The organism is Alphaproteobacteria bacterium (assembly GCA_030739735.1).
Classification (GTDB): Bacteria; Pseudomonadota; Alphaproteobacteria; order UBA7887; family UBA7887; genus UBA7887.
The window spans coordinates 79,330-101,732 of the sequence record JASLYQ010000005.1 but is presented as its reverse complement, the minus strand read 5'-3'; the positions used below and the strand labels follow the sequence as shown (position 1 = coordinate 101,732).

At 60.7% G+C, this 22,403-nt stretch carries 21 protein-coding genes; 12 read left to right on the top strand and 9 right to left on the bottom strand.

Annotated features, from left to right (window positions below; genetic code table 11):
- The first annotated feature begins 22 nt into the window (after nucleotides 1–22).
- From QF629_04465 to QF629_04440, 6 genes are all read left to right on the top strand, one after another.
- The gene (locus QF629_04465; protein MDP6012787.1) at nucleotides 23–1,420 is read left to right on the top strand and encodes a potassium transporter TrkG; all 1,398 of its coding nucleotides are present in this window, start codon (nucleotides 23–25) and stop codon (nucleotides 1,418–1,420) included.
- Entirely contained in the window at nucleotides 1,417–2,268 is an 852-nt protein-coding gene (locus tag QF629_04460; protein MDP6012786.1) for a D-amino-acid transaminase, read from the top strand. Before QF629_04465 ends, QF629_04460 begins: the two co-directional genes overlap by 4 nt.
- 123 nt (nucleotides 2,269–2,391) lie before the next feature.
- On the top strand, nucleotides 2,392–2,643 hold the full coding sequence (gene hfq, locus QF629_04455) for an RNA chaperone Hfq (GenBank protein ID MDP6012785.1): 252 nt from the start codon (nucleotides 2,392–2,394) through the stop codon (nucleotides 2,641–2,643).
- Between the two features lie 755 nt (nucleotides 2,644–3,398).
- Entirely contained in the window at nucleotides 3,399–3,686 is a 288-nt protein-coding gene (locus QF629_04450) for a co-chaperone GroES (protein MDP6012784.1), read from the top strand.
- 10 nt (nucleotides 3,687–3,696) lie between these two features.
- Nucleotides 3,697–5,367: a chaperonin GroEL gene (gene groL / locus QF629_04445; GenBank protein ID MDP6012783.1), complete on the top strand. Its 1,671-nt coding sequence runs from the start codon at nucleotides 3,697–3,699 to the stop codon at nucleotides 5,365–5,367.
- Between the two features lie 118 nt (nucleotides 5,368–5,485).
- Nucleotides 5,486–6,355, top strand: a complete 870-nt coding sequence (locus QF629_04440) for an NAD(P)-dependent oxidoreductase (protein MDP6012782.1) — start codon at nucleotides 5,486–5,488, stop codon at nucleotides 6,353–6,355.
- A gap of 355 nt (nucleotides 6,356–6,710) precedes the next feature.
- On the opposite strand, the gene mazG is transcribed toward QF629_04440, so the two are convergent.
- Genes mazG through QF629_04395 form a run of 9 tightly spaced genes read right to left on the bottom strand, consistent with a single transcriptional unit; the run spans nucleotide 6,711 to nucleotide 14,970 of the window.
- A complete protein-coding gene (gene mazG / locus QF629_04435) occupies nucleotides 6,711–7,529 on the bottom strand; it encodes a nucleoside triphosphate pyrophosphohydrolase (protein ID MDP6012781.1) in 819 nt (272 codons plus the stop codon).
- A gap of 22 nt (nucleotides 7,530–7,551) precedes the next feature.
- A complete protein-coding gene (locus tag QF629_04430) occupies nucleotides 7,552–7,890 on the bottom strand; it encodes a hypothetical protein (GenBank protein MDP6012780.1) in 339 nt (112 codons plus the stop codon).
- Nucleotides 7,847–8,638: a TatD family hydrolase gene (locus QF629_04425; protein MDP6012779.1), complete on the bottom strand. Its 792-nt coding sequence runs from the start codon at nucleotides 8,636–8,638 to the stop codon at nucleotides 7,847–7,849. The genes QF629_04430 and QF629_04425 overlap by 44 nt, the downstream gene beginning before the upstream one ends.
- Nucleotides 8,638–10,188, bottom strand: a complete 1,551-nt coding sequence (metG, locus tag QF629_04420) for a methionine--tRNA ligase (GenBank protein ID MDP6012778.1) — start codon at nucleotides 10,186–10,188, stop codon at nucleotides 8,638–8,640. The genes QF629_04425 and metG overlap by 1 nt, the downstream gene beginning before the upstream one ends.
- Before the next feature lie 27 nt (nucleotides 10,189–10,215).
- On the bottom strand, nucleotides 10,216–11,298 hold the full coding sequence (locus QF629_04415) for a DNA polymerase III subunit delta' (GenBank protein MDP6012777.1): 1,083 nt from the start codon (nucleotides 11,296–11,298) through the stop codon (nucleotides 10,216–10,218).
- The gene (gene tmk / locus QF629_04410; protein MDP6012776.1) at nucleotides 11,291–11,923 is read right to left on the bottom strand and encodes a dTMP kinase; all 633 of its coding nucleotides are present in this window, start codon (nucleotides 11,921–11,923) and stop codon (nucleotides 11,291–11,293) included. Before tmk ends, QF629_04415 begins: the two co-directional genes overlap by 8 nt.
- Entirely contained in the window at nucleotides 11,920–13,050 is a 1,131-nt protein-coding gene (locus tag QF629_04405) for a D-alanyl-D-alanine carboxypeptidase family protein (protein MDP6012775.1), read from the bottom strand. The genes tmk and QF629_04405 overlap by 4 nt, the downstream gene beginning before the upstream one ends.
- 41 nt (nucleotides 13,051–13,091) lie before the next feature.
- Nucleotides 13,092–13,967 carry a septal ring lytic transglycosylase RlpA family protein gene (locus QF629_04400; GenBank protein ID MDP6012774.1) on the bottom strand — a complete coding sequence of 292 codons (876 nt, stop codon included), beginning with the start codon at nucleotides 13,965–13,967 and terminating at the stop codon, nucleotides 13,092–13,094.
- Nucleotides 13,968–14,001: 34 nt separating this feature from the next.
- A complete protein-coding gene (locus QF629_04395; protein ID MDP6012773.1) occupies nucleotides 14,002–14,970 on the bottom strand; it encodes a lytic murein transglycosylase in 969 nt (322 codons plus the stop codon).
- A 136-nt stretch (nucleotides 14,971–15,106) separates the two neighbouring features.
- On the opposite strand from QF629_04395, the gene mtnA reads away from it, so the two are divergent.
- Genes mtnA through QF629_04365 form a run of 6 tightly spaced genes read left to right on the top strand, consistent with a single transcriptional unit; the run spans nucleotide 15,107 to nucleotide 22,249 of the window.
- On the top strand, nucleotides 15,107–16,198 hold the full coding sequence (gene mtnA / locus QF629_04390; GenBank protein ID MDP6012772.1) for an S-methyl-5-thioribose-1-phosphate isomerase: 1,092 nt from the start codon (nucleotides 15,107–15,109) through the stop codon (nucleotides 16,196–16,198).
- Nucleotides 16,198–18,585, top strand: coding sequence for a xanthine dehydrogenase family protein molybdopterin-binding subunit (locus QF629_04385; protein MDP6012771.1), 2,388 nt, complete (start codon nucleotides 16,198–16,200; stop codon nucleotides 18,583–18,585). The genes mtnA and QF629_04385 overlap by 1 nt, the downstream gene beginning before the upstream one ends.
- Nucleotides 18,582–19,418 carry an FAD binding domain-containing protein gene (locus QF629_04380; protein MDP6012770.1) on the top strand — a complete coding sequence of 279 codons (837 nt, stop codon included), beginning with the start codon at nucleotides 18,582–18,584 and terminating at the stop codon, nucleotides 19,416–19,418. Before QF629_04385 ends, QF629_04380 begins: the two co-directional genes overlap by 4 nt.
- Nucleotides 19,415–19,912, top strand: a complete 498-nt coding sequence (locus QF629_04375) for a (2Fe-2S)-binding protein (protein MDP6012769.1) — start codon at nucleotides 19,415–19,417, stop codon at nucleotides 19,910–19,912. Before QF629_04380 ends, QF629_04375 begins: the two co-directional genes overlap by 4 nt.
- Entirely contained in the window at nucleotides 19,909–21,420 is a 1,512-nt protein-coding gene (locus QF629_04370; GenBank protein ID MDP6012768.1) for an AMP-binding protein, read from the top strand. The genes QF629_04375 and QF629_04370 overlap by 4 nt, the downstream gene beginning before the upstream one ends.
- Before the next feature lie 16 nt (nucleotides 21,421–21,436).
- The gene (locus QF629_04365) at nucleotides 21,437–22,249 is read left to right on the top strand and encodes an enoyl-CoA hydratase/isomerase family protein (protein ID MDP6012767.1); all 813 of its coding nucleotides are present in this window, start codon (nucleotides 21,437–21,439) and stop codon (nucleotides 22,247–22,249) included.
- Nucleotides 22,250–22,403: the final 154 nt, after the last annotated feature.

The following is a 22,403-nucleotide window of genomic DNA, read 5'->3' as shown; positions in this document are numbered from 1 at the left end:
TGCGGGTCTGGAATGTCTGCCCTTGGCGCTGGCACTTGACGAGGGCGAGAGCCTGGCTGCAGCTGGCTTTTCTCTTGGGGCCGGGGCGGCATTGTTCGTTGGTGTGGCACTGTTCATCGTCGGCCGTGATGCCGGACGCGGTGTCGATCGCCGTCAGGCCTTGGCGCTCACCGTTCTTGCCTGGGTAAGCTTGGCGCTGTTTGGCGCAATTCCCATCGCCTATAGCAGCGGTGTGGAAAAATATACCGGCGCCGTATTCGAGGCTATGTCTGGTCTGACTACGACCGGGCTTTCGATCTTCGCGGATCCAGGAATAATCGAGCGCAGCATCGTCTTGTGGCGCGCCATCCTGCAATACCTAGGCGGCTTCGGCACGCTGCTCTTCGCTGTTGCGCTAGCTCCAAGCCTGGCCATGCCCACCGATGTGGTCGCCGAGGTTGGACGGCGGCGAGGGCAGGGATCTTTCCGCCCCCAATTTGCCCAAGCTCTAAAAATCGTCGCGATATCCTATGTCACTTTGACGACCTTTTGCCTGGTAGCGCTGCTACTCTCTGGCTTGCCGCCGTTTTTGGCGCTTTGCTATGCGCTCACGACACTATCTACGGGTGGCTTTGTACCGAACACGGGCGGCCCGTCTGGTCTTGGCAACGCTATGGTCGAGATCGTTCTGATCGTCTTCATGATGGCCGGCGCGATGAATTTTCTGGTCCATTGGGCCGCTCTTAACGGTCAGCGTCGGGTTTACCGTTGCGACCCAGAGCTTGGCTTTTGGCTGGTATTGCTGAGCGTCTCGGTGGCGGTCCTCTGGCTAGTGCAAATTGCCGCTGGCTCACCTGGCAGCATGGCCGGATTGCGTGATACGGTGTTCTTCGTGGTATCGGCGGCGACGACCACCGGCTTTCCCAGCCAGACCTCGACCGTCGCCACATCCGTCTTCGGGCTTATGCTCCTTGCAGGCCTTGCTTTGATTGGCGGCGCCTCGGCGTCAACTGCTGGCGGGGTCAAACTCGTGCGGGCCTTATTGTTGCTGCGCCAGAGCGCTCGTGAATTGCGCCGCCTCAATCACCCACACGGCATCGTCCCGGTAAAGGTCGGCCGGGCGGCGGTGGATGATAAGGTCATGCAGACCGTCTGGTCATTTTTCGTTCTTTTTCTCTTCTGTCTAATCCTCTTGACTATCACGCTGTCAGCGACCGGCCTGCATTTCGAGACTGCCTTGGCGCTGGCTTTAAGCGCTCTTACCAATTCCGGTCCGCTGCTGTCTCAGGTCACTGAGGTGAAGGCGGATCTTGCTGATCTCGGGACGGTCGCCAAGTGGTTGCTTTTGACAGGCATGTTGGTCGGCCGTCTGGAAGTATTCGCGGTTCTGGTGCTATTAACACCGGTCTTTTGGCAACGACGAGCCTTGGAGAAACCATGACCCGCGTTGCCTACGTCAATAGACGCTATGTGCCGCACCATTCCGCACAGGTCCATATCGAAGACCGCAGCATGCAATTTGCTGATGGTGTCTATGAGGTCGTGGCGGTCCTCAATGGCAAGCTGGTTGACCGGGAATGGCATCATGAGCGGCTTGAGCGTTCGTTGGGCGAACTCGGCATCGCGATACCGATGTCCCGCGCTGCCCTCGACGCGGTGCTCGAAGAGATGGTGCGACGGAATCGGGTTGACGAGGGTATCGTCTACCTGCAAGTCGGCCGCGGTGTAGCGCCGCGCGAACATACTTTTCCGGCACACGTCCGTCCCTCGGTGGTGGCGACGGCGCGCTCATCTCGTCCGGCAAGCGCCTCCGCCTTGATAGAGGGAGTGAGGGTGGTGTCGACTCATGACCAGCGTTGGGAACGCTGCGACGTAAAGTCGGTGGCTCTACTTCCCAATGTTCTTGCCAAACAGGGGGCAGCAGAGGCTGGCGCCTTTGAGGCCTGGCAGGTCGATGCCGACAGCATGGTCACCGAGGGAACCCACTCCAACGCCTGGATCGTGGACCACGATGGCGCCATCGTCACCCGTCCGGAAAGTAACGCGATCCTGAGCGGCATCACCCGCCGCCGCTTGCTGGCGGTTGCGCGCGATGCTGGTTTGCCGGTGGTCGAGCGCGCCTTTAGCCTGGACGAGGCCAAAGCTGCCCGGGAAGCCTTCCTCACCAGCACCAGCTCTTTTGTCGTGCCCGTGGTGCAAATTGATGACAAGGTTATTGCAAACGGCCGCCCTGGCAGTGTGACTGAGCACCTTCTCACCTTGTATCTTGCCTTCGCGAGTTCCTCTTAGCAACTACATGGGCTTGCGCAGCGGGCCAAAAAGCGTTGGTATAATGGTTCGGTAGAGCGTGGAATTTGCACGTTGCTAATACGAGAAGGACTTCCGGTCCGTACGGAACGGAATGGGGGGATAATGGCAGCGGAGAAATCGCAAAACGTTCAGGACGTATTCCTGAACTATGTGCGGAAGAACAAGACGCCGTTAACCGTGTTCTTGGTAAACGGGGTGAAGTTGCAGGGTGTGATCACCTGGTTCGATAATTTTTGTGTGCTGTTGCGTCGCGATGGAATATCGCAGCTAGTATACAAGCACGCTATCTCAACGGTGATGCCGGTGGCGCCGATCCAGCTTTTCGAGGCGAATCAGAACGACGAAACAGAGTGACCTGAACAAGAGACGCGACAAGAACAGGCATATGGATGGTTCAGTTCTTGCCGTTGGAGTAGCCTAGGTTCTATTCGGCGCTTTCGAGTGGCCGTAACGTGGCGGTCGTCCACAATGATTCTGCAGGCTTGGCAGAAGCGGTTGGCCTGACCAGTGCCGTCTGGCTGTAGGTGACGATGGCCGAGGCACTGCGGCTATGGGTGCAATGGTCCGCCACTTTAGTTTGGTGTCGGAAAGGTTGAAGCTGCTGGCGAATCCCTAACGCCACACCTGATGGGCAACTGGAAGCATTCATTATCGATGTGGTGGCTTTGAGCCCCGTGCAACAGCGCGACCTGAAAAAGGCATGGCGCTACAGGGCGCCTGGCCGGACCGCGCTGATTCTCCAGATCTTTGGCGAGTGGCGAATTCGCGGGGGACGCTTGCAGGTAGAGCTAGCTGCGGTCTCTACGTGCCGTTGGAAGAGGGGTTACCCTAGCCTGTCTCTAACTAATATGCTGAGGATATGACCCCCCCGTGATGACGAAATGTCGGCCCAGTCCAGGGAAGTTTTGGAGCGTGCCAATCTTGCCCGTTTTGCTCATCGCCTCGACTATTGCAGCAGAATTTACCCGCAATCGAGCGAGGCGATCCCTTCCGCTGCTTGACAGCACCGGTTGCCCTACATATATCCCGGCGACGGCTATTGGCAGTCTTGTCGCGACAGTGCCAAATCGTGTTCGCCGATGAGACGCGCAAGCGAGGGAGAAGGACTCATGAAAGTCAGGCCACTTCACGACCGGGTGCTGGTTCAACGCATCGGTGAGGAGGAGACGACTGCGGGCGGGATTATCATTCCCGATACCGCCAAGGAAAAGCCTAGTCAGGGTAAGGTGCTCGCCGTCGGACCGGGCACCCGTGACGAGGCCGGCAAGTTGCAGCCGCTCGACGTTCGAAAAGGTAACACTGTGCTGTTTGGCAAGTGGTCAGGCACGGAAGTCAAGATCGATGGGGACGACCTGTTGATCATGAAGGAATCCGACATCATGGGAATAATCGAATAGGGGCCTGGTCATGGCAGCCAAAGACGTAAGATTCAGTATGGACGCCCGCCAGCGCATGGCGCGGGGCGTCGATATCCTAGCCGATGCGGTCAGGGTCACGCTCGGGCCTAAGGGCCGCAATGTGGTCCTCGACAAGGCTTTCGGGGCACCGCGCATCACCAAGGATGGTGTTACCGTCGCTAAGGAGATTGAGCTTTCTGACAAGTTTGAAAACATGGGCGCACAGATGGTCCGTGAGGTCGCCTCGAAGACCAGCGATATTGCCGGTGACGGCACCACGACCGCGACCGTGCTCGCCCAGGGGATCTTCCGCGAAGGCATGAAGTCGGTGGCCGCGGGCATGAACCCGATGGATCTCAAGCGCGGCGTCGACCTCGCCGTTGACGCGGTAGTCAAGCAGGTCGGAAAGCGCGCCCGCAAGGTGCAGAGCCACGAGGAAATCGCCCAGGTCGGCACCATCTCGGCCAACGGCGAGCGAGAGATAGGTGACATCATTGCCAACGCTATGGAGCGTGTTGGCAAGGAAGGCGTGATCACGATCGAAGAAGCCAAGGGCCTCGAGACAGAACTCGATGTGGTCGAAGGTATGCAGTTCGACCGAGGCTACCTATCGCCGTACTTCGTGACCAATGCGGAGAAGATGGAGGTCGAACTCGAAAATCCCTACATCCTGATCCACGAGGCGAAGCTCTCTAACCTGCAGGCCATGCTGCCCGTGCTCGAGGCTGTGATGCAGTCGTCACGCCCACTGTTGGTGATCGCCGAGGATATCGAGGGCGAGGCGCTTGCCGCTCTGGTGGTCAACAAGCTGCGTGGTGGTCTCAAGGTCGCGGCCGTTAAGGCGCCCGGCTTCGGAGATCGCCGCAAGGCGATGCTCGAGGATATAGCGGTGCTGACTGGCGGTCAGGTGATCTCGGAGGACCTCGGCATTAAGCTCGAAGGTGTCACACTCGATATGCTCGGGACCACGAAGACCGTGGTGATCACCAAGGACGACACGACGATCGTCGAGGGGGCGGGTGCCCGTAAGACCATCAACGGCCGCTGCGAGCAGATCCGCAGGCAGGTCGACGAGACTAGCTCTGACTACGACCGCGAGAAGCTTCAGGAACGCCTTGCCAAGTTGGCCGGTGGTGTTGCGGTAATCCGAGTCGGCGGTATCACCGAGACCGAGGTCAAGGAGCGCAAGGATCGCGTCGAGGACGCCTTACACTCGACCCGTGCTGCAGTTGAGGAGGGCATCGTGCCTGGTGGTGGTACAAGCTTGATCTACGCGACAAAGGTTCTCGATAAGATCGAGCCGGAGAACCACGACCAGCAGGTCGGCGTCGATATTGTGCGCCGCTCTCTCAGCCAGCCGTTACGCCAAATCGCGGAGAATGCTGGCGTTGATGGCTCGGTGGTCGCTGGCAAGGTCGCCGAGTCGAAGGATACTAAGTTTGGCTTCGATGCTCAGAATGAGGTTTACGGCGACCTGCTGAAGAAGGGCCTTGTCGATCCGGCTAAGGTGGTTCGCGCCGCCTTGCAGGATGCTGCCTCGGTGGCGGGTCTGCTGATCACCACCGAAGCGATGGTTGCTGACCGTCCGGAAGAGAAGAGCGATGCACCGGCCGGTGCTCCCGATATGGGCGGCATGGGCGGCATGGGCGGCATGGGCGGCATGGGCGGCGGCATGTTCTAAGGCAGAGCTGCGTACGCTTGGAGCGGCCGTACCCTGCTGTCGGGGTGCGGCCGCTTTTCTTTTGGCTACGCGTGGGGTATATGCGGCCCATTCTCAGACAGGGCAGGAGTACGGGAAAATGGCGAAAGTCGCCTTCGTTGGTCTAGGCGTGATGGGGTATCCGATGGCGGGTCATCTTGCCAAGGCGGGCCACGACGTGGTGGTCTACAATCGCACGGCATCCAAGGCCGAGGGCTGGGTCACCGAGCATGGTGGCGCTAGCGCACCGACGCCTGCGGCAGCGGCGGCAGGGCGCGAGATCGTCTTCATGTGTGTTGGCAACGATGACGACGTGCGCAGCGTCACCTACGGCGATGACGGTATTCTCGCCGGCATAGCCTCGGGCGCTATTCTGATCGATCACACCACCGATTCCGGAGACCTCGCCCGCGAGGTCGCCGAGGCCGCAGTGGCGGAGGGTGTGGGCTTTCTGGATGCACCAGTTTCGGGCGGCCAGGCGGGGGCGGAGAACGGCGTGCTCACGGTTATGGTCGGCGGCGATGATGCGACCTTTGCGATCGCGTGGCCTATCATGGATGCCTTCAGCCGCGCTGTCACCCTGATGGGTCCGGTCGGCAGCGGTCAACTCACCAAGATGGTCAACCAGATTTGCATAGCCGGCGTGCTACAGGGCTTGGCAGAGGCGTTTAACTTTGCGACCAAGGCGGGGCTCGACGGTGAACTTGTCAAGGACGTTATTTCGAAGGGTGCGGCGGGCTCCTGGCAGATGGAGAATCGAGCCAGCACTATGGTGCGTGATGAATTTGAATTTGGATTTGCTGTCAATTGGATGCGAAAAGACTTAAAGATTGCGTTAGAAGAGGCGGGGCGCAATGGTGCCCGCCTGCCCATGACGGCGCTGGTGGACCAGTTCTACGCCCAGGTCCAGGCTCGCGATGGTGGTCGCTGGGACACCTCCAGCCTCATCCATCTCCTGGCTCATGACTGATGCGTCAGCCTCTGTTAGCCGCGCCACCGCGTCGTCGGGCAGCGGCGCGTCGCCAACGAAGTGCTCACGCTGGGCTTAGTGGCGAAGTCCGTAGACGAGGAAATTAAGTTAAGCTTCAGCCGCAACCTCTGGCATCAGTCGATTGTGATGTTTCCGGAGAACGTGAGCTGCGGCTTGTCCCAGTCGGGCAATGACTCGAAGACCATGTCTTCATTCCCTGATGCATTGGCGTATTTTGCTTCTTCCGCAGGCGATCCATTTCACCTGTTCGCCCGGGTACGCAGTCGTTAAATTAGATGATCATCTCGGGAATGCGAGTTTCGACGACCAGATAGGTGTCACGATAACGCGCTTATCAGCTTTCCTCATCTTTGGCGCGATCCCAGAGCGTGTCAAGCTCGGCAAGCGACGAATCTTCGGCCTGCTTGCCGGCTTCTGCCAGGAAGGCTTCGATGCGCCGAAAGCGACTCTCGAACTTGTTGTTGGCACCGCGCAAGGCGGCTTCTGCATCGACACCGGTGTGTCGGGCGATGTTCGCACAGACGAACAAGAGGTCGCCCACTTCCTCTACCAAGCGCTCAGGTAACGCATCGTCCTCGGCCACTTCCGCTTCTAATTCCACAAGTTCTTCGCGCAGCTTGTCGAGCACCGGGCCCAAACCTGACCAATCGAAGCCGACGCGCGCAGCGCGTTTCTGCAGCTTTACCGCTCGCGATAAGGCGGGCAGGGCGCGAGCCACCCCGGCCAGGGCGCTAATATCGCCATCGGAGGCCTTGGCAGCGCGCTCTTTGGCTTTTAGGGTTTCCCAGGAACGTGTCTGTGCCGCAGATGTGGTGATATCGGCATTGCCGAATACATGAGGATGCCTTCTCAGCATTTTTTCGATCACGGCACCGACAACTGTGGCAAAATCAAAGGCGCCGTCTTCGGCCGCCATCTGGGCGTAGAAAACAATCTGAAACAGCAGATCGCCGAGCTCGTCCGCAAGCCCTGGCATATCGTTCTCTGCAATTGCTGCGGCGACCTCGTAGGCTTCCTCGATGGTGTGGGGGGCGATGGAAGAAAAATTTTGCTCAATATCCCAAGGACATCCGCCATCCGGATCCCGTAACTTGACCATGATCGCTAAAAGCTGCTCGATCGGGCCGGGATTAGGTATTTGGGAATGTCGCATAATGTATATTATGGGAAATTATTCATCGTGGTTTGGCAAAGTACCAGCGAGCTTCGCGCACGATAAAGCCAAAGACCAGCATTAAAACGACGCAAATGGCTACGACGAATGTGGCCCATTGCAGCCCGAGAGTCTCGCCGAAGCCAATATAAACGGCAACGCGGATGGTACCCCACAGGCTTCCCGCGGTTATGAGATAGGCCAGTGTCAATCGCGCTGGGCGCTTCTGATCCCAGCCGAAAACGGTGCCGATGATCCACAACAATGGATCGCGGATTGCTCCGCCCAATAGTACGTTGAACAGCTCCGGTTCCATCTCAGGCAGCTGCAACGGCAGCACGGGCCTCGCGAAATAGCGCATGAAAGTTTGCCGTTGTCGCCTCGGCCAGGCGTTCCGTTGGGACATCCAGCAAATCGGCGATCGCCGCTGCGGTATGGGCGACATAGGCGGGTTCGTTGCGGCGGCCACGATTGGGCGCTGGCGCCAAAAATGGTGCATCGGTCTCGATCAACAGCCGGTTGAGCGGGATTTCGCGCACGATGTTGCGCAACGCCTGCGCGTTGCGAAAGGTCACGATACCCGAGATCGAGATGCTCATACCAAGCGCCAAGGCCGTCTCAGCCAGTGCCCGCCCCGAGGTGAAGCAATGGATGAGGCCAAAAAAGGCGCCCTTCCCGGCTTCGTCGCGCAAAATCTCGGCAGTGTCTTCGTCGGCGTTGCGACTATGAACGATCAGCGGCAGACCGCTCTCGCGTGCCGCTGCGATGTGGCTGCGGAAGCTAGCCCGTTGGGCTTCGCGCGGGCTGTGTTTGTAATAGTAATCGAGTCCCGTCTCGCCGATGCCGATGACCTCGGCATGTTTGATTGCCGCAACCAGTTCGGCGCTGGTGACGTCGCCCTCGTCTCCCGCATTATGGGGATGCACGCCGACGGAGCAGTACATATCGTCGTAACGTTTTGCCAACGCTAGCACTTTGGGAAAGGTGGTCATGCGGGTGCTGATGGTCTGGATCACGCCGACACCAGCCTGTCGCGCCTGCGCCACCACATTGTCGAGATCGTCTGCATAGTCCGGAAAATCGAGATGGCAATGGCTATCTACAAGCATCACTCGGCCTCGGCTTCGATGCGAGGAAACACGCCTTCTGGCTTGGGTAATGCGACACCGGCATGTAACGCATGGCCTGGGCCGAGATGGGAAAAATCTCGCGCGTCGCCCGGTACGGCGAGCTGGTCGAGCATCTTGCCGGCGGCGTCCGGCATGAATGGCTGCACCAAGATAGCCAGATGGCGGATGGTCTCGGCCAGGACATAGAGTACCGTCGCCATGCGTTTCGGATCGGTTTTGCGCAGGGTCCAGGGTGCCTGGCGATCGACATAGGAATTGGCGGCGCGAACGACGCCCCAAAGGCTTTCCAGCGCCGCGTGGAGCGCCTGGCGCTCCATTAGCGGTCGCAGCTCGGCGATCAATGAGTTGGCACTATCCAGAAACGCCGTGTCGTCGCCGCTGTAGGCTCCGGGATTAGGCACGGCGGCGTCGCAATTCTTTTGAATCATACTCAGAACACGTTGCGCCAAATTTCCGAAATCATTCGCTAAATCGCTATTTATTCTATGGATCATGGCCGCGCGCGAAAAATCGCCGTCATTGCCGAAAGGTACTTCGCGCAAGAGGAAATAACGCACTTGATCGAGACCATAGGTGGCGACGAGGTCGAAGGGCTCGACGACATTGCCGATGGTTTTGGACATTTTCTCACTCTCGACCGTCCACCAGCCGTGAGCGAAGACGCGCTTAGGTGGCATCATGCCGGCGGACATCAGGAATGCTGGCCAATAGACCGCGTGGAAGCGCAGGATGTCTTTCCCGACCACATGCAGCACCTCTGACCAAAAGGTCTTGTAGGCCTCGCCGTCAGTGTCGGGATAGCCGACGGCAGTCAGATAGTTGGTTAGCGCGTCGAGCCAGACATACATGATATGCTCGTCATCGCCCGGCACCGGTACGCCCCATTTGAAGCTAGTGCGCGAGATCGAAAGATCCTGCAGGCCGCCGCGAATGAAGCTCAGCACCTCGTTGCGTCGGCTCTCGGGCAGAATGGCATCCGGGTTGGCCTCGTAATGGGCCAGCAACGGCTCTTGCCAGCGCGACAAGCGGAAGAAATAACTCGGCTCCTCGACCCACTCCACCGGCGCGCCAGCCGGCGTAAGCTTCTCGCCGTCGGGGCCCTCGATGAGCTCTTGTTCGGCGAAATAGGCCTCGTCGCGCACCGAGTACCAGCCGTCGTACTTGTTGAGATAGATATCTCCGGCTGCGGCCAACGCCGACCAGATCGCCTGGCTGGCTGCAGCGTGGCGTGGCTCGGTGGTGCGGATGAAGTCGTCATTGGCGCAGCCGAGCACGCCCGTTAAATCACGGAAATGCTGCGACACCCGGTCGGTAAACACCTGCGGGTCTTCGCCCGCGGCAGCGGCGGACTTCTCTACCTTTTGGCCATGCTCGTCGGTGCCAGTCAGGAACATGACCTTGCGGCCGTCAAGGCGCATGAAGCGCGACAGCGCGTCGCAGGCAATCGTCGTGTAGGCGTGCCCGAGATGGGGCACGTCGTTGACATAATAGATGGGTGTTGTGACGTAATAGGCCGTCGGTCCCGGCATGCGCGAGCTCTCCTGCTGTGTAACCGGTCAGGCGCGCGCGTTGCGTTCCAGCGCGGTAAAAACGCCCAGTACGATCTGCTTGCGGTCGAGATTGACGCGGCCGGCGCGCGCCGCGAGGTCGCCGACCTTTTCCCACAGCTCCAGCCATTGATCAAGGTCGCGTGCCGCCAACAGGCGTTTGGCGGTCCGAGCCTCGCCCGGCACCAGCTCGACGAAAGCGACGCCGCGCGCGGCACTACCGACCAGGCGGGCCAGCCAACCGCTGAGCAGAGCCATGGCTTGGGCGAAGGTATCCTCGTTGCCGCGGCTCGCTAACTTGTCGCCGAAACCGTGCAGCGCTTGCGCGTCGATCCCCGGGGCGCTGGCGATCAGGCCGACAAGCTCGCGATACAGCGCCATGCCGCCCGCTTCCGCTAGCGCCAGCGCGCGCCCCGGCGAGCCTTCGGCAAGATGCGTGAGGCCGTGGACATCGTCGGCGTCAAGACCGGGCTGCCAACCCTGCAGTAAATCGGCGACCGTCGCGTTGTTGAGTGGCGCCAGACCCAAGCGCCGGCAGCGGCTACGCAAGGTAGCGCTGACGCGGCCTGGCACGTGGCAAACGAGCAGCAGCAGCGCGCGCGGCGGCGGCTCCTCCACAAGCTTGAGAAGCGCATTGGCCGCATTGCGGTTGAGTTCGTCGGCGGCGTCGATCACGACAACGCGCCAGCCACCCTCGCCGGCGGTCAGCGACAGGAAATCACCGAGACGGCGGGCGTCCTCGACGATAATTTCTCCACGCTGCTTACCTTTGGTGTCGCGGCCGCGCTCAAGGGTAAGCAGGTCCGTGTGTCCACCCGAAGCGACACGAGAAAAGACGGGGTCTTCGGGATCCACCCACAGTCCACCGGCGCTATCATCACTGAGCAGTTCGTTCTGGGCTGCGTCGCCGGTCAGCACAAAGCGGGCGAAGCGGAAGGCGAGTGTCGCCTTGCCCACCCCTCGCGGACCGCTGATCAGCCAGGCATGAGCAAGGCAGTCGGATTCGAAGGTTGCTCGCATGGTCTTTTCGGCCGCCTCGTGGCCAAGCAGGTCCGGGTTTGCCCGAGGCGTCAGGGTGTCCCACTCAAGCATCGTGCATATATTTTTGAATTGCGGTGGCCACGGTCTCTTCGTCACCGTCGGCATGGATGACGATACACCGTTCCGGCTCGCGCGCGGCAATGTCCAGGTAGGCTTGGCGCAAAGCCTCGTGAAACGCCACATCGCGGCTTTCGTAGCGATCGTCGCCGCCTTGCCGAAGCGCCCGCGGCAGGCTCTCCACCACCGGTAGATCTAGCACCAGGGTCAGGTCGGGAACCAGGGTGCCGACGGCAAGGCGGTGCAGGCTCTCGATAACAGGACGACCAAGCCCCATGGCGAGACCCTGATAGGCCATGGTGGAATCCGTGAAGCGATCGCACAGCACCCAGGTGCCGGCGGATAAGGCGGGCGCAATCACCGTGTGCGCATGTTCGCGGCGTGCCGCGAAATGCAACAGCGCCTCGCTCATGACATCCAGACGGTCGGCATTGGCGTCGAGCAGCAGGCAGCGGATCGCTTCGGCGGCCGGCGTTCCACCCGGTTCGCGTGTGGTAAGAACGGCCTTGCCTTGCTCTTGAAGCCAATCGGAAAGGCGGCCGCATTGAGTTGACTTGCCTGTCCCCTCGCCGCCTTCGAAGGTGATGAAGCGGCCGCGGCCCGCCGCGGCCGTCGTCATGGCGCGGGTGGGCCGAAAACGATGTAATCGATGGCCGAAAACAGGCGACCAAATAGGTCGAGCTGGTCCACGTCATGGGCCGCCGCAAGAGAGATTCGCTGTGAGGTCATGTCAGGCGCCTCGATCATCAGGTGTGCGATGAGATCTCCCTCGGTGATCGGGGCCGGCACGGGAGAATCATATTCCACCCAGACGGTCAGCTTCTTGCGTGCCTCGCGGTTCAGAGTGACGACAACATCCTCCTTGATGACGAGCGGCACGAGTGGCTCCGTGCCAAGCCAAACTTCGGCCTGCTCTACCTCGTCGCCGGCCTCGAACAGGTCGTAGTTCTTGGTCTCGCGGAAGCCCCAATTGAGTACGCGCTCTGCTTCAAGCGCCCGAGCCCGCGCGCTTTTCTGGCCGTTCAGCACCAGGATCAGGCGGCGGCCGTCGCGCTTAGCCGTTGCGGTAAGGCCGAAGCCGGCCTCTTCCGTATAGCCTGTCTTCATGCCATCGGCGCCGAGATCCTTGTAGAGCAGCGGATTGCGATTGCTCTGCTCAATGTCGTTATAGGTAAAGGACTTTTCAGCGAAGAGCGAAAAATATTCTGGATACTCCTTGATGATCAGCCTCGTCAAAAAAGCCAGGTCTCGGGCTGTCATGTAATGGTCCGTATGAGGCCAACCGGTGGCATTGGTGAACTCGCTGTCCATGAGGCCGATTTCCTGGCCGCGCTCTGTCATGGCTAAAGCAAAGGCCTCTTCGCTGCCAGCCAGCGCTTCCGCGACGACGATGCAGGCATCGTTGCCCGATTGCACGATGATGCCGCGCAACAGGTCAGCGACGGTCACGTCGGTGTCGACCTCGACGAAGGTTCTGGAGCCGCCCATCTGCCAAGCTTTCTTGCTGACCGGCATGGTATCGGTGGGCATCAACGTACCCTCGGCCAGGCGTTCGAAAACCATATAGACGGTCATCAGCTTGCTCATGGAAGCCGGCGGCATGGGCACGTCGGCGTTCTTTTCGAGCAAAACGGCGCCGGAGTCGAAGTCGATAAGCAGCGCCTCGCGCGCAGTCGTGTCGAAGGCCGCCGCAGCTGTGGTCCACGCGAGCAGGGTGAAAAGATAGATGGTGCGCAGCAAACTCATCGTGGCTGATGTTCTACCACTATGCGGCGCTTGCGAATAGGTTAGTCGGTGACGATGTGGGCCTCGCTGTGACCGGCAGCAATGACCTGAGTGAGCAGGTGTTTGGCAGCATCGCGATTGTAGATTGGCCCGAGACGGACGCGGTAGAGAATACGCCCGCTGGTCTCGAGTGCTGTAATGAGGGTGGGCCCGAAAGGAGATAGCCGCTCACCCAGCTTGACAGCGTTATCTTGTTGGGTAAAGGCGCCGCCCTGGACATAAAGGCGCGAATTTTTCACGGTCTCAAACTCGGCGGCGACGGCGGACGAGATGAGGGAGAAGCTGCGTTCTGGCTCATGCGGCGCAGTGACAGGCGGCGGTGGTGCCGGTGATAGTGAGGCGGTAGCGACCTCCGTTGCGGGCCAGCCGAGAATCTGCACGCGGACCTTAGCGACACCCTGGCGACGAAACCCAAGGACTTCGGCGGCGTGGCGCGAGACATCGATGATGCGCCCGCGCACGAAGGGGCCACGGTCATTGACAACCAACTCTAGGCTGCGACCGTTTTCCAGATTGGTCACCCGCACCCGGCTCGGCATCGGCAGCGTCTTGTGCGCGGCGGTAAGCGCGTTCATGTTGTAGATTTCGCCATTCGCCGTGCGCTTGCCGTGGAAATCTGTGCCGTACCACGAGGCTAGGCCGGTCTCATCGTAACCCGGCTCGACACGCGGCACGTAGCGTACGCCATTGATCGTATAGGGTCGACCTACCTTTACCGAGCGATCAGCATCGCCGCCGCCGACCTGAGTTTCGGCCTTGGTTCCGACCTTGACCACATGGGCCGCAAGCTCTGTCCCGGAACAGCCACCGACCAGGAGGCAGCCCATGATCAGCAGACTTCCAATCAGCGACTGTCGTTGCAACGGTTTTAGCGCCATTTGCTTTTCTCCAATAGGCAAGCTAGGCAAGAATCTAGTGACCAATCATGGAATCGGCAAGTTTTCCGACCGCCAGGGCAAAATAGGTGGAGCGGTTCCATTTCAGCGTAGTGGCGAAGTTTCCGTACACCATATAGGCTTGAGTACCTTCACCATCGGGCTGCACGATCGAGGCCGGCAACTGCCGTGTCGGCAGATCACGGCCGTCCTGTCGGCGCACGCCGAGCACCTGCCAGCCGCCGATCGGTCGTTTAGTTTCGAGACCGATGAGATTCTTGTCAAACCCCGTCGGTAGGCGCACTGCCCTGCCCCAGGTCTGGTTATCTTCCCAGCCGAATTGGGTCAGATAATTGGCGATGGATGCGAAAACGTCAGGCAGTGTCTTCCAGATATCGCGACGGCCGTCGTCGTTCTCGTCCACAGCATAGGCAAGAAAGCTCGACGGCATAAACTGGCTTTGCCCCATGGCACCGGCCCAGGAGCCGCGCATCGCGTCTGGCGCGATGTGTCGTTCGTCCAAAATCTGCAAGGCGGCAAGTAATTCGCTACGGAAGAAGTTCGCGCGGCGGCCGTCATAGGCCAGTGTGGCAAGGGCTTCGATAACTCCGAACCCGCCGGTGTTGCGCCCAAAATCTGTTTCTATGCCCCATAAGGCCACGATGAAGCGTGGCTGCACTCCGTACTTGGCGGCGATGAATTTTAATAATTTTCGATGTTTAGAGAGTCGTTGCTTAGCTACTGTTTGGCGTGATGTAGGAACCACTCGCTCGAGATATTGTGCCGCCGTGAGTCGCCCTTCGGGTTGTCTGCGGTCAAGCTCGATGATGCGTGCTATCGGCCGAATTCCCGTCAATGCCGCATCGAGAATCTCGACGTCAACGCCCATCGCTATAGCCTCCGCGCGCAGGCCGACAAGCCAGGGATCAAAATTCGACGAATCCGCAGCCTGAGCAGCCGCGATCCAGAACAGCACAGCGATAATCGTTCGCGACAATCCAAGCATGGAGCGTTAGTGTTCCGCCTTGGTTACTGAAGTTCCAGTATATTACACTATTTTATGAAACTAAATTATTATTTTGCAAGCCATCTTGACCCGCAAGCCGCGTGCTTCCACCCTGCGCCCCGCTGGGAGGGACGGCATGAACATTGACGGTAAGGCGTATCGCACAATCTGGCGTGCGGAGGACGGGGTGCAGATCATTGATCAGACACGCCTGCCCCATGAACTTGTCATCGTCACCCTGCGGGATATCGACGACGTAGCACGCGCTATTCGCGACATGCAGGTGCGCGGTGCGCCCCTGATTGGCGGCGCTGCCGCCTATGGTATGGCTGTCGCCGCAGCGGTTGATCCTTCCGATATCGCGCTTGCCGAGGCACATGAGATTCTAGCGACGACGCGACCGACTGCCGTCAACCTTGCTTGGGCTTTACAGGAGATGAGGGATCGGCTAGCCCCGTTACCAGAAGATAGTAGGGCGGAGGTAGCTTGGCGCCATGCGGCCACGATATGTGATGATGATGTGGTAAGTTGTCGCAGCATTGGTGAGTATGGTCTCGCCGTCCTACGTGACATAGTCGCGAAAAAACCTACCGGCGAGCCGCTCAACATTCTCACCCATTGCAACGCAGGCTGGCTCGCGACCATAGATTGGGGCACGGCGACGGCACCGATCTACGCGGCCCATGAGGCGGGGCTAGATGTGCATGTTTGGGTCGACGAGACGCGGCCGCGCAATCAGGGTGCCTCGCTGACCGCTTTCGAGCTTGGCCAGCACGGCGTGCCACACACGGTGATCGTCGACAATGTTGGTGGGCACCTGATGCAGCATGGCCAGGTTGATGCGGTGATCGTTGGCAGCGACCGCACCACCGGCGGCGGCGACGTGGCGAACAAGATCGGCACATACCTAAAAGCGCTGGCCGCACGCGATAATGGCGTGCCGTTCTATGCCGCGCTGCCCTCCACGACCATCGACTGGACGCTCAGTGATGGTGTGGCCGAGATCCCCATAGAGCAACGCGACGATGAGGAGGTGGCCTGCATTCACGGTCGCGCGTCCGACGGCAGCATTTCTCGTGTTCGGGTTGTCCCCGACGGCAGCCCAGTGGCAAACTACGCCTTCGACGTGACACCTGCGCGCCTAGTCGATGGCCTGATCACCGAGCGCGGCGTTTGTGAGGCCTCATCCGTCGGCCTCGGCGTTCTGTATCCTGAGCGGGTCGCCTGATGACGAGTTGGCTCGGCACGCCCCTACCGCGCAAGGAAGACCCGGCTTTGCTGACCGGGGCTGCACGCTTTATCGACGACATGGCACCTGTGCCGGGTATCGCCCACGTCGCGCTGCTGCGTTCGCCGCACGCGCATGCGCGAATCCGTAGCATCGACACGGTCGTCGCACTCGAGATGGAGGGTGTTATCGGTATCGTTACCGGTGCCGAGCTCGCGGAAGGATTACGACCGCTCGCGAGCGCCTTGCGCGCACCCATGACTTACTATCCGATGGCGGTCGATGTAGCACGCTATGTCGGCGAGCCGGTGGCTCTCGTTGCCGCTGTAGACCGCTATCTGGCGGAAGACGCACTTGAAGCGATCCTGGTCGATTACGAGCCTCTATCCGCGGTGGTGGATCCGGCCGCTGCTGCAGGCGATGAGGCACCGAAAGTCCATGAGTCGATGGACAGCAATCTCGTCCACCAACGCCATTTTTGTTACGGTGATCCGGAAGCCGCTTTCGCGGTGGCAGACGAGACTATCTCGCTGTCATGGCATTATCCGCGGCAATCCTGCACACCGATGGAAACCTGTGGCGTTATCGCTCATTTCGAAAGCCACCCTGCCCGCTACACCCTCTGGTCCAACTTCCAGGGCCCATATATTTTGCACGGCCTGATGAGTGCAGCGCTCGGCGTTGATGGCAACCGGCTGCGCTTGATCAGCGCTCCGAGCAGCGGCGGCAGCTTTGGCAACAAGCAGGCTATGTTCCCTCAGATGGTCATGCTGGCGGCCGTCAGCCGCTTGCTGGGCGTGCCGCTGAAATGGATCGAGGATCGCCTGGAGAACCTGCAGGCTGGCTCCTGCGCTTCGGACCGGGCGGACGCGGTATCCGGCGCTTTTGCCGCTGACGGTACGCTGCTCGGCCTGCGCTACGACAACCTGATGAATGCCGGCGCCTATGTGCGTGCGCCGGAGCCTGCTTCTCTGTATCGCATGCATGCCGCATCCAACGGCTGCTATCGGGTGCGCGACATCGCGGTGGACAATCGAGTGGCCCTGACGAACCTGCCGCCGGTTGGTCTCAATCGCGGTTATGGTGGTCCGCAGTTTTATTACGGGCTCGAGCGCCTGATGGATAGCGCCGGGCGTCGCCTCGGCCTCGATCCTTTAGCCATGCGTCGCCGCAATATCATTCCGGCCGATGCCTTCCCCTACGAGGCGCCAGCCGGCGCTACCTACGACGCCGGCGACTATGAAAGCGTGCTCGATCTCGTCGCCGAGCGCGCCGACTACCCTGCCCTGCTGGCCGAGCGCGAGACAGCGCGCTCCGAAGGGCGGCTGTTCGGCATCGGCATGGCTATGGGGGTCGAACCGTCGGGCTCGAACATGGCTTATGTCACTCTCGCCCAATCGCCGGAGGAGCGTGCTAAGGCCGACGGGCGTTCTGGCGGACCGGGCTCGGCGACAGTATCCTTCGACCCCTCAGGAGTGGTTACCGTGCGCACGGTCTCGACCCCGGCGGGCCAAGGGCATGCCACGGTGGCGGCGCAAATCGTCGCCGACAGGCTCGGTCTGCATCCAGACGACATCACGGTGAACACTCAGGCCGACACCTTCACCAGCGACTGGTCTTTGGCCTCGGGCAACTATGCCAACCGCTTCTCCTCCGTTGTAGTTGATGCCATCGCGCTGGCCGCAGATCGCATCGCAGGCCGTCTGAGGCGCATCGCCGGTGACATGTTGGAGGTTGCGCCAGAGGACGTCGAGCTTGGCGACGGACGCGCGTGCATCGTTGGCGTGCCCGACCAAGGGCTACCCATTCGGCGCGTCGCCGCCCGCGCTCATTGGCACCCCCTCGGCCTGCCCGAAGGCGAACCGGCGATGCTGCGGGAAACGGCTGTCGTCTCGCCCGACGTGCTCACCTCGCCGGACGAGCAGGATCGTGTGGGCTCGGCCGTGACCTTCGGCGTTGTCTGCGATCTCGCGGCTGTCGAGATCGACCGTGCAACCGGGCGCGCGACCGTGCATTCCTACGTCTCGGTGCACGACTGCGGCACCATCCTTAACCCGTTGGTGGCGGAGGGGCAGGTCCTCGGCGGCTTCGCTCATGGTTTCGGCGCCGCCTTCCTTGAGGAGTTGGATTACGACGAGGGTGGCAATTTCCTTTCGGGTAGCTTCGCCGAGTACCTCTGCCCCACGGCACCCGATATGCCAGATATTGAGACGGCCACCGTGACTACACCCTCGCCGCGCAACGCTGTGGGCTCGAAGGGCATGGGCGACGGCTCCGCCATGCTCACCCCATCGGCAATCGCCAATGCTGTTGCCGATGCGCTCGGGCGGGAGGATATAGAGATTCCCCTCACCCTCAATCGCCTTTGGCGGCTGGCCCAAGCATGAAGCCACCGCGCTTTGCCTATGCTCGTCCCGAAACCGTCGAGGAGGCGCTTTCGTTACTTGCTGATGGTGAGGCCAGCGTGCTCGCCGGTGGTATGTCACTTGGCCCTATGCTTAACATGCGCCTCGCCTGGCCAGAGTTGGTGGTCGACATCAATCGCCTGTCGGGCTGCGATGTCATCGCCGTCGAAGGCGATACCGTGCGCACGCCCTGCCTGGTACGCCAGGCGGTGATGCTGAGGAATGGTAACGTGCCGCTGCTCTCGCTCGCCCTACCCCATGTTGGACACATGCAGACGCGCAACCGCGGAACGCTGTGCGGCTCTGTCGCCCACGCCGATCCGAGCGCCGAGGTGCCGCTTTGCCTTACTGCCCTTGACGGCGAGGTCGAGCTGACGTCGCAATGCGGCACACAAAAAGTCGCAGCCGCGGTTTTTTTCGATGGTCTGCTGACGACGGCACGTGAGCCGAACGAAATGATCACAGCACTGACATGGCCAAAGTCGCCGCCCGGAACCGGCTACGGTTTTGCCGAGATCGCGCAGCGCCGTGGCGATTTTGCCCTTGCCGCCGCAGCCGCATGGGCGTGCGTCGACGGCGCTATCGCCAGGGTCGGCTTTGCCCTTGGCGGTATCGAGGACAGACCACGCGCGTTCACACCCGATGCGTCCGGCCTACCAGCGAGCGAGGCAACGGCGCGCGAGCTAGCGGAGACGGCTGTTGGCGAGCTTGACGCCATGTCTGATCGCCAGGCTGATGCTGCCTTTCGCCGCCACCTTGGTGTGGAAATGGCGACGCGTGCGCTTTGCGACGCATTCGCGGGAGCCGTGTCGTGAGACGTATCGGTGCCGAGGAACGGATCACGCTAACTCTCAACGTGAACGGCCGCCGCCGGGCCGGCATGGCCATGTCACGCACCCTGCTCAGCGATTTTTTGCGCCACGAGGTTGGCCTGCCCGGGACCCATGTCGGTTGCGAACACGGCGTCTGCGGTGCTTGCACGATTCTCATTGACGGTCGTGCCGAACGCACCTGTCTGACGCTCGCTGTGCAGGCGGAAGGCTGCGAACTCGTGACCATAGAAGACCACGCCGAAGATGGCGGCCTCAACGACCTCCAGCAGGCCTTCAGCGAGAACGGCGCCTTGCAATGCGGCTATTGCACGCCCGGCATTCTAGCCTCCTGCGTTCAGTTCCTAGCGGAGAATTCGGACCCTGACGAGGTGGCGGTGCGCGATATGCTGTCGGGCCATATTTGCCGCTGCACCGGCTATGTTGGCATGGTGCGCGCCGTGCTCGAGGTGGCGGCCAAACGGCGGAGCGGCAAGTGAGCCTGGGCCAGGCGTTCGTCGAGAGTGCCACGCAGAATGCCGATGCACTGGCGCTTAGCGATGGCTCGGTGCGCCTGACCTATGGCGACTTGCAGGAGCGTGCCGCGGCCGTGGCCGGCTGCCTTGTGGCCCGAGGCTTACAACCCGGGGACCGCTTACTGACACTGCTGACCAATCGCTGGGAAACGGCAACCCTTTACTGGGCGTGTCAGATGTCGGGCGTTGTTTTCACACCGTTCAATTGGCGGGCGACGGCGGAAGAGGTCGCCATCATCTTGGCCGATAGCGAAGCTAAATTGGTGATTTGCGAGCACATCACCGCGTCTGCCGCCCCTGCCGACAGTATCAATATCGATGACGATTTTTCGGAACTCTCAGCGAGCGAGCCTTTGGCCACGCCTGTTGAGGTGGCAACTGAAGACCCATGCCTGATGCTCTACACCTCGGGTACCACGGGAGGGCCAAAGGGTGTGCCGCGTAGCCATGCGGCCGAGCTTGCCGCTGGACGTAACGCCATCACCCAGCTCGGCTACCGGCGCGGAGAAGTCCAACTCGGTGTCATGCCACTGTTCCATACCATGGGTGTCCGCCAGCTCCTGACTTGCGAGCTGCTGGGTGGTCATTGGGTGGCGATGGCGCAGTTCGACGCCGGTGCGGCGTTAGCCCATATCGTGGAAGAGCGGATCAGCGCGCTTTTTCTGGTACCGACCGTGTTTCACGACATAGTCAACCACCCCGATATTGCCAACGCCGACCTCTCCAGCGTTCGCACTATTGGTTATGCCGGCATGTCGATGAGAAGCGCCCTAACAGCACGCTGCGTCGAGGTCTTCCGACCACAACGCTTCCACAATTTCTATGGCTCTAGCGAGATCTTTACGTTCACCGTATGCGACCATGTGGCTGACAAACCGGGTTGTGCCGGCACGCCCGGTATCGGTCAGGAGATTCGCATCGTGCGCGCCGACGCTGCACCCACCGTGCATCGCGACGACACCGTACCACAGGGCCGGCTGGGGGAGATCATCGCCTCCATGGCAAGCCCTGAAGCCTTTCGTGGTTACTGGAGGCGTCCGGATGCGGACACCAAGGCGATCCGCGACGGCTGGTACTTCACCGGCGATCTTGGTTACTTCGACGAGGATGGCGAGCTTTACGTCATCGGCCGAGTCGATGACATGATCATCTCAGGCGGAGAGAATATTCACCCCGAGGAGGTGGAGGACGTTCTGACCTGCTCGCCACTCGTGCGACAGGCGGCGGTCATCGGTGTTGCAGACAAACGCTGGGGCGAACGCGTGACGGCGTTCGTCGAGCCTGCGCAAACAGACGCCTCTGCTGTGGCGCTGGATAGCTATTGCCTCGACAACGGTCTCGCGCGGTTCAAGCGTCCCCGCGACTATGTATTTGTCGCCAAGATTCCGCGCTCCGGGTCCGGGAAGCTGTTGCGACGCGAGCTGCGGGATGGCAACTATCGGGGTCTGCTTAGCTACGACACCAGGCTCTGAACCTGATGGAGGCCCTATGGAACCCGACTACGCCGCCCGCCGCGCAGCCCTGCTAGAAGATCTCGACGGCTTACGCGTCGATGTTGATGCCGAACGCCGCATCGGCACGCTGACCCTGGATCGGCCGCCGCTCAACACGGTGAGCTATCGCGGCCGGGCACAGATCCGCGCCATCATCGAGACGTTCGACGAGGATGATGATGTGGGCGTGGTTGTAATCCGCGGTGCCAACGGCGTCTTTACCTCGGGTGGTGACGTCAAGCGCTTTCCCGAGATCCCGGTCGATCGCATGTCCGATCTCGCCGACAATATCGGCGCGCCGGAGCGCTGTTCTAAGCCGGTTATCGCGGCACTGGAGAAATACGCCTTTGGCGTCGGCTTCGAGTTGTCGCTGGCCTGCGACTACCGCCTGGCGTCAAAAGAGACGCTTGTCGGTTTGCCTGAAATCACCCTGGGCCAGATGCCGGGTTCGGGTGGCAGCGTCCGCGTTGCGCGGATAGCCGGCATGACGCGCGCTAAGGACATGGTAATGCTGGGCAAGCGCATTTCGGTCGAGCAGGCCTGCGACTGGGGTCTGGTGACGGCAGTGGCTGAGGATTCTGACGCCTTGACTGCGCTCATCGATGATTATACCGGCAAGCTCAATGCCATGGCGCCGGTGGCACTGCGCTCGCTCAAGCGCGTCCTCAACGCGGCCTATGACAGCAGCCTCAAGGTGGCGCTGGAGATCGAGGGCCATGCCTACGAGAAACTGCGGCGCACCGAGGACTATGCAGAAGGGCTCGCCGCTTTTAGCGAGAAGCGCAAGCCCAGCTACAAGGGACGTTGAGGATATTCAACTCGGCACCGACGGTTTTACGCACATTCACCTGAGTTGTAGTTTGCCTGAAGCAAACAAAGTTTTCGCCAAGCACCACAGGTTCAGCTCGAAAACGTCGATAATTCCGAGCAAGCGGTGGTTAGGATCTGCACTTCTTCTCGGA

What these genes read in the sequence shown, in the direction of transcription:
- QF629_04460 (MDP6012786.1), top strand. Translation starts at nt 1,417, where the DNA reads ATGACCCGCGTTGCCTACGTCAATAGACGCTATGTGCCGCACCATTCC.
- hfq (MDP6012785.1), top strand. Translation starts at nt 2,392, where the DNA reads ATGGCAGCGGAGAAATCGCAAAACGTTCAGGACGTATTCCTGAACTAT.
- QF629_04450 (MDP6012784.1), top strand. Translation starts at nt 3,399, where the DNA reads ATGAAAGTCAGGCCACTTCACGACCGGGTGCTGGTTCAACGCATCGGT.
- groL (MDP6012783.1), top strand. Translation starts at nt 3,697, where the DNA reads ATGGCAGCCAAAGACGTAAGATTCAGTATGGACGCCCGCCAGCGCATG.
- QF629_04440 (MDP6012782.1), top strand. Translation starts at nt 5,486, where the DNA reads ATGGCGAAAGTCGCCTTCGTTGGTCTAGGCGTGATGGGGTATCCGATG.
- mazG (MDP6012781.1), bottom strand. Translation starts at nt 7,529, where the DNA reads ATGCGACATTCCCAAATACCTAATCCCGGCCCGATCGAGCAGCTTTTA.
- QF629_04430 (MDP6012780.1), bottom strand. Translation starts at nt 7,890, where the DNA reads ATGCGCTATTTCGCGAGGCCCGTGCTGCCGTTGCAGCTGCCTGAGATG.
- QF629_04425 (MDP6012779.1), bottom strand. Translation starts at nt 8,638, where the DNA reads ATGCTTGTAGATAGCCATTGCCATCTCGATTTTCCGGACTATGCAGAC.
- metG (MDP6012778.1), bottom strand. Translation starts at nt 10,188, where the DNA reads ATGCCGGGACCGACGGCCTATTACGTCACAACACCCATCTATTATGTC.
- QF629_04415 (MDP6012777.1), bottom strand. Translation starts at nt 11,298, where the DNA reads ATGCTTGAGTGGGACACCCTGACGCCTCGGGCAAACCCGGACCTGCTT.
- tmk (MDP6012776.1), bottom strand. Translation starts at nt 11,923, where the DNA reads ATGACGACGGCCGCGGCGGGCCGCGGCCGCTTCATCACCTTCGAAGGC.
- QF629_04405 (MDP6012775.1), bottom strand. Translation starts at nt 13,050, where the DNA reads ATGAGTTTGCTGCGCACCATCTATCTTTTCACCCTGCTCGCGTGGACC.
- QF629_04400 (MDP6012774.1), bottom strand. Translation starts at nt 13,967, where the DNA reads ATGGCGCTAAAACCGTTGCAACGACAGTCGCTGATTGGAAGTCTGCTG.
- QF629_04395 (MDP6012773.1), bottom strand. Translation starts at nt 14,970, where the DNA reads ATGCTTGGATTGTCGCGAACGATTATCGCTGTGCTGTTCTGGATCGCG.
- mtnA (MDP6012772.1), top strand. Translation starts at nt 15,107, where the DNA reads ATGAACATTGACGGTAAGGCGTATCGCACAATCTGGCGTGCGGAGGAC.
- QF629_04385 (MDP6012771.1), top strand. Translation starts at nt 16,198, where the DNA reads ATGACGAGTTGGCTCGGCACGCCCCTACCGCGCAAGGAAGACCCGGCT.
- QF629_04380 (MDP6012770.1), top strand. Translation starts at nt 18,582, where the DNA reads ATGAAGCCACCGCGCTTTGCCTATGCTCGTCCCGAAACCGTCGAGGAG.
- QF629_04365 (MDP6012767.1), top strand. Translation starts at nt 21,437, where the DNA reads ATGGAACCCGACTACGCCGCCCGCCGCGCAGCCCTGCTAGAAGATCTC.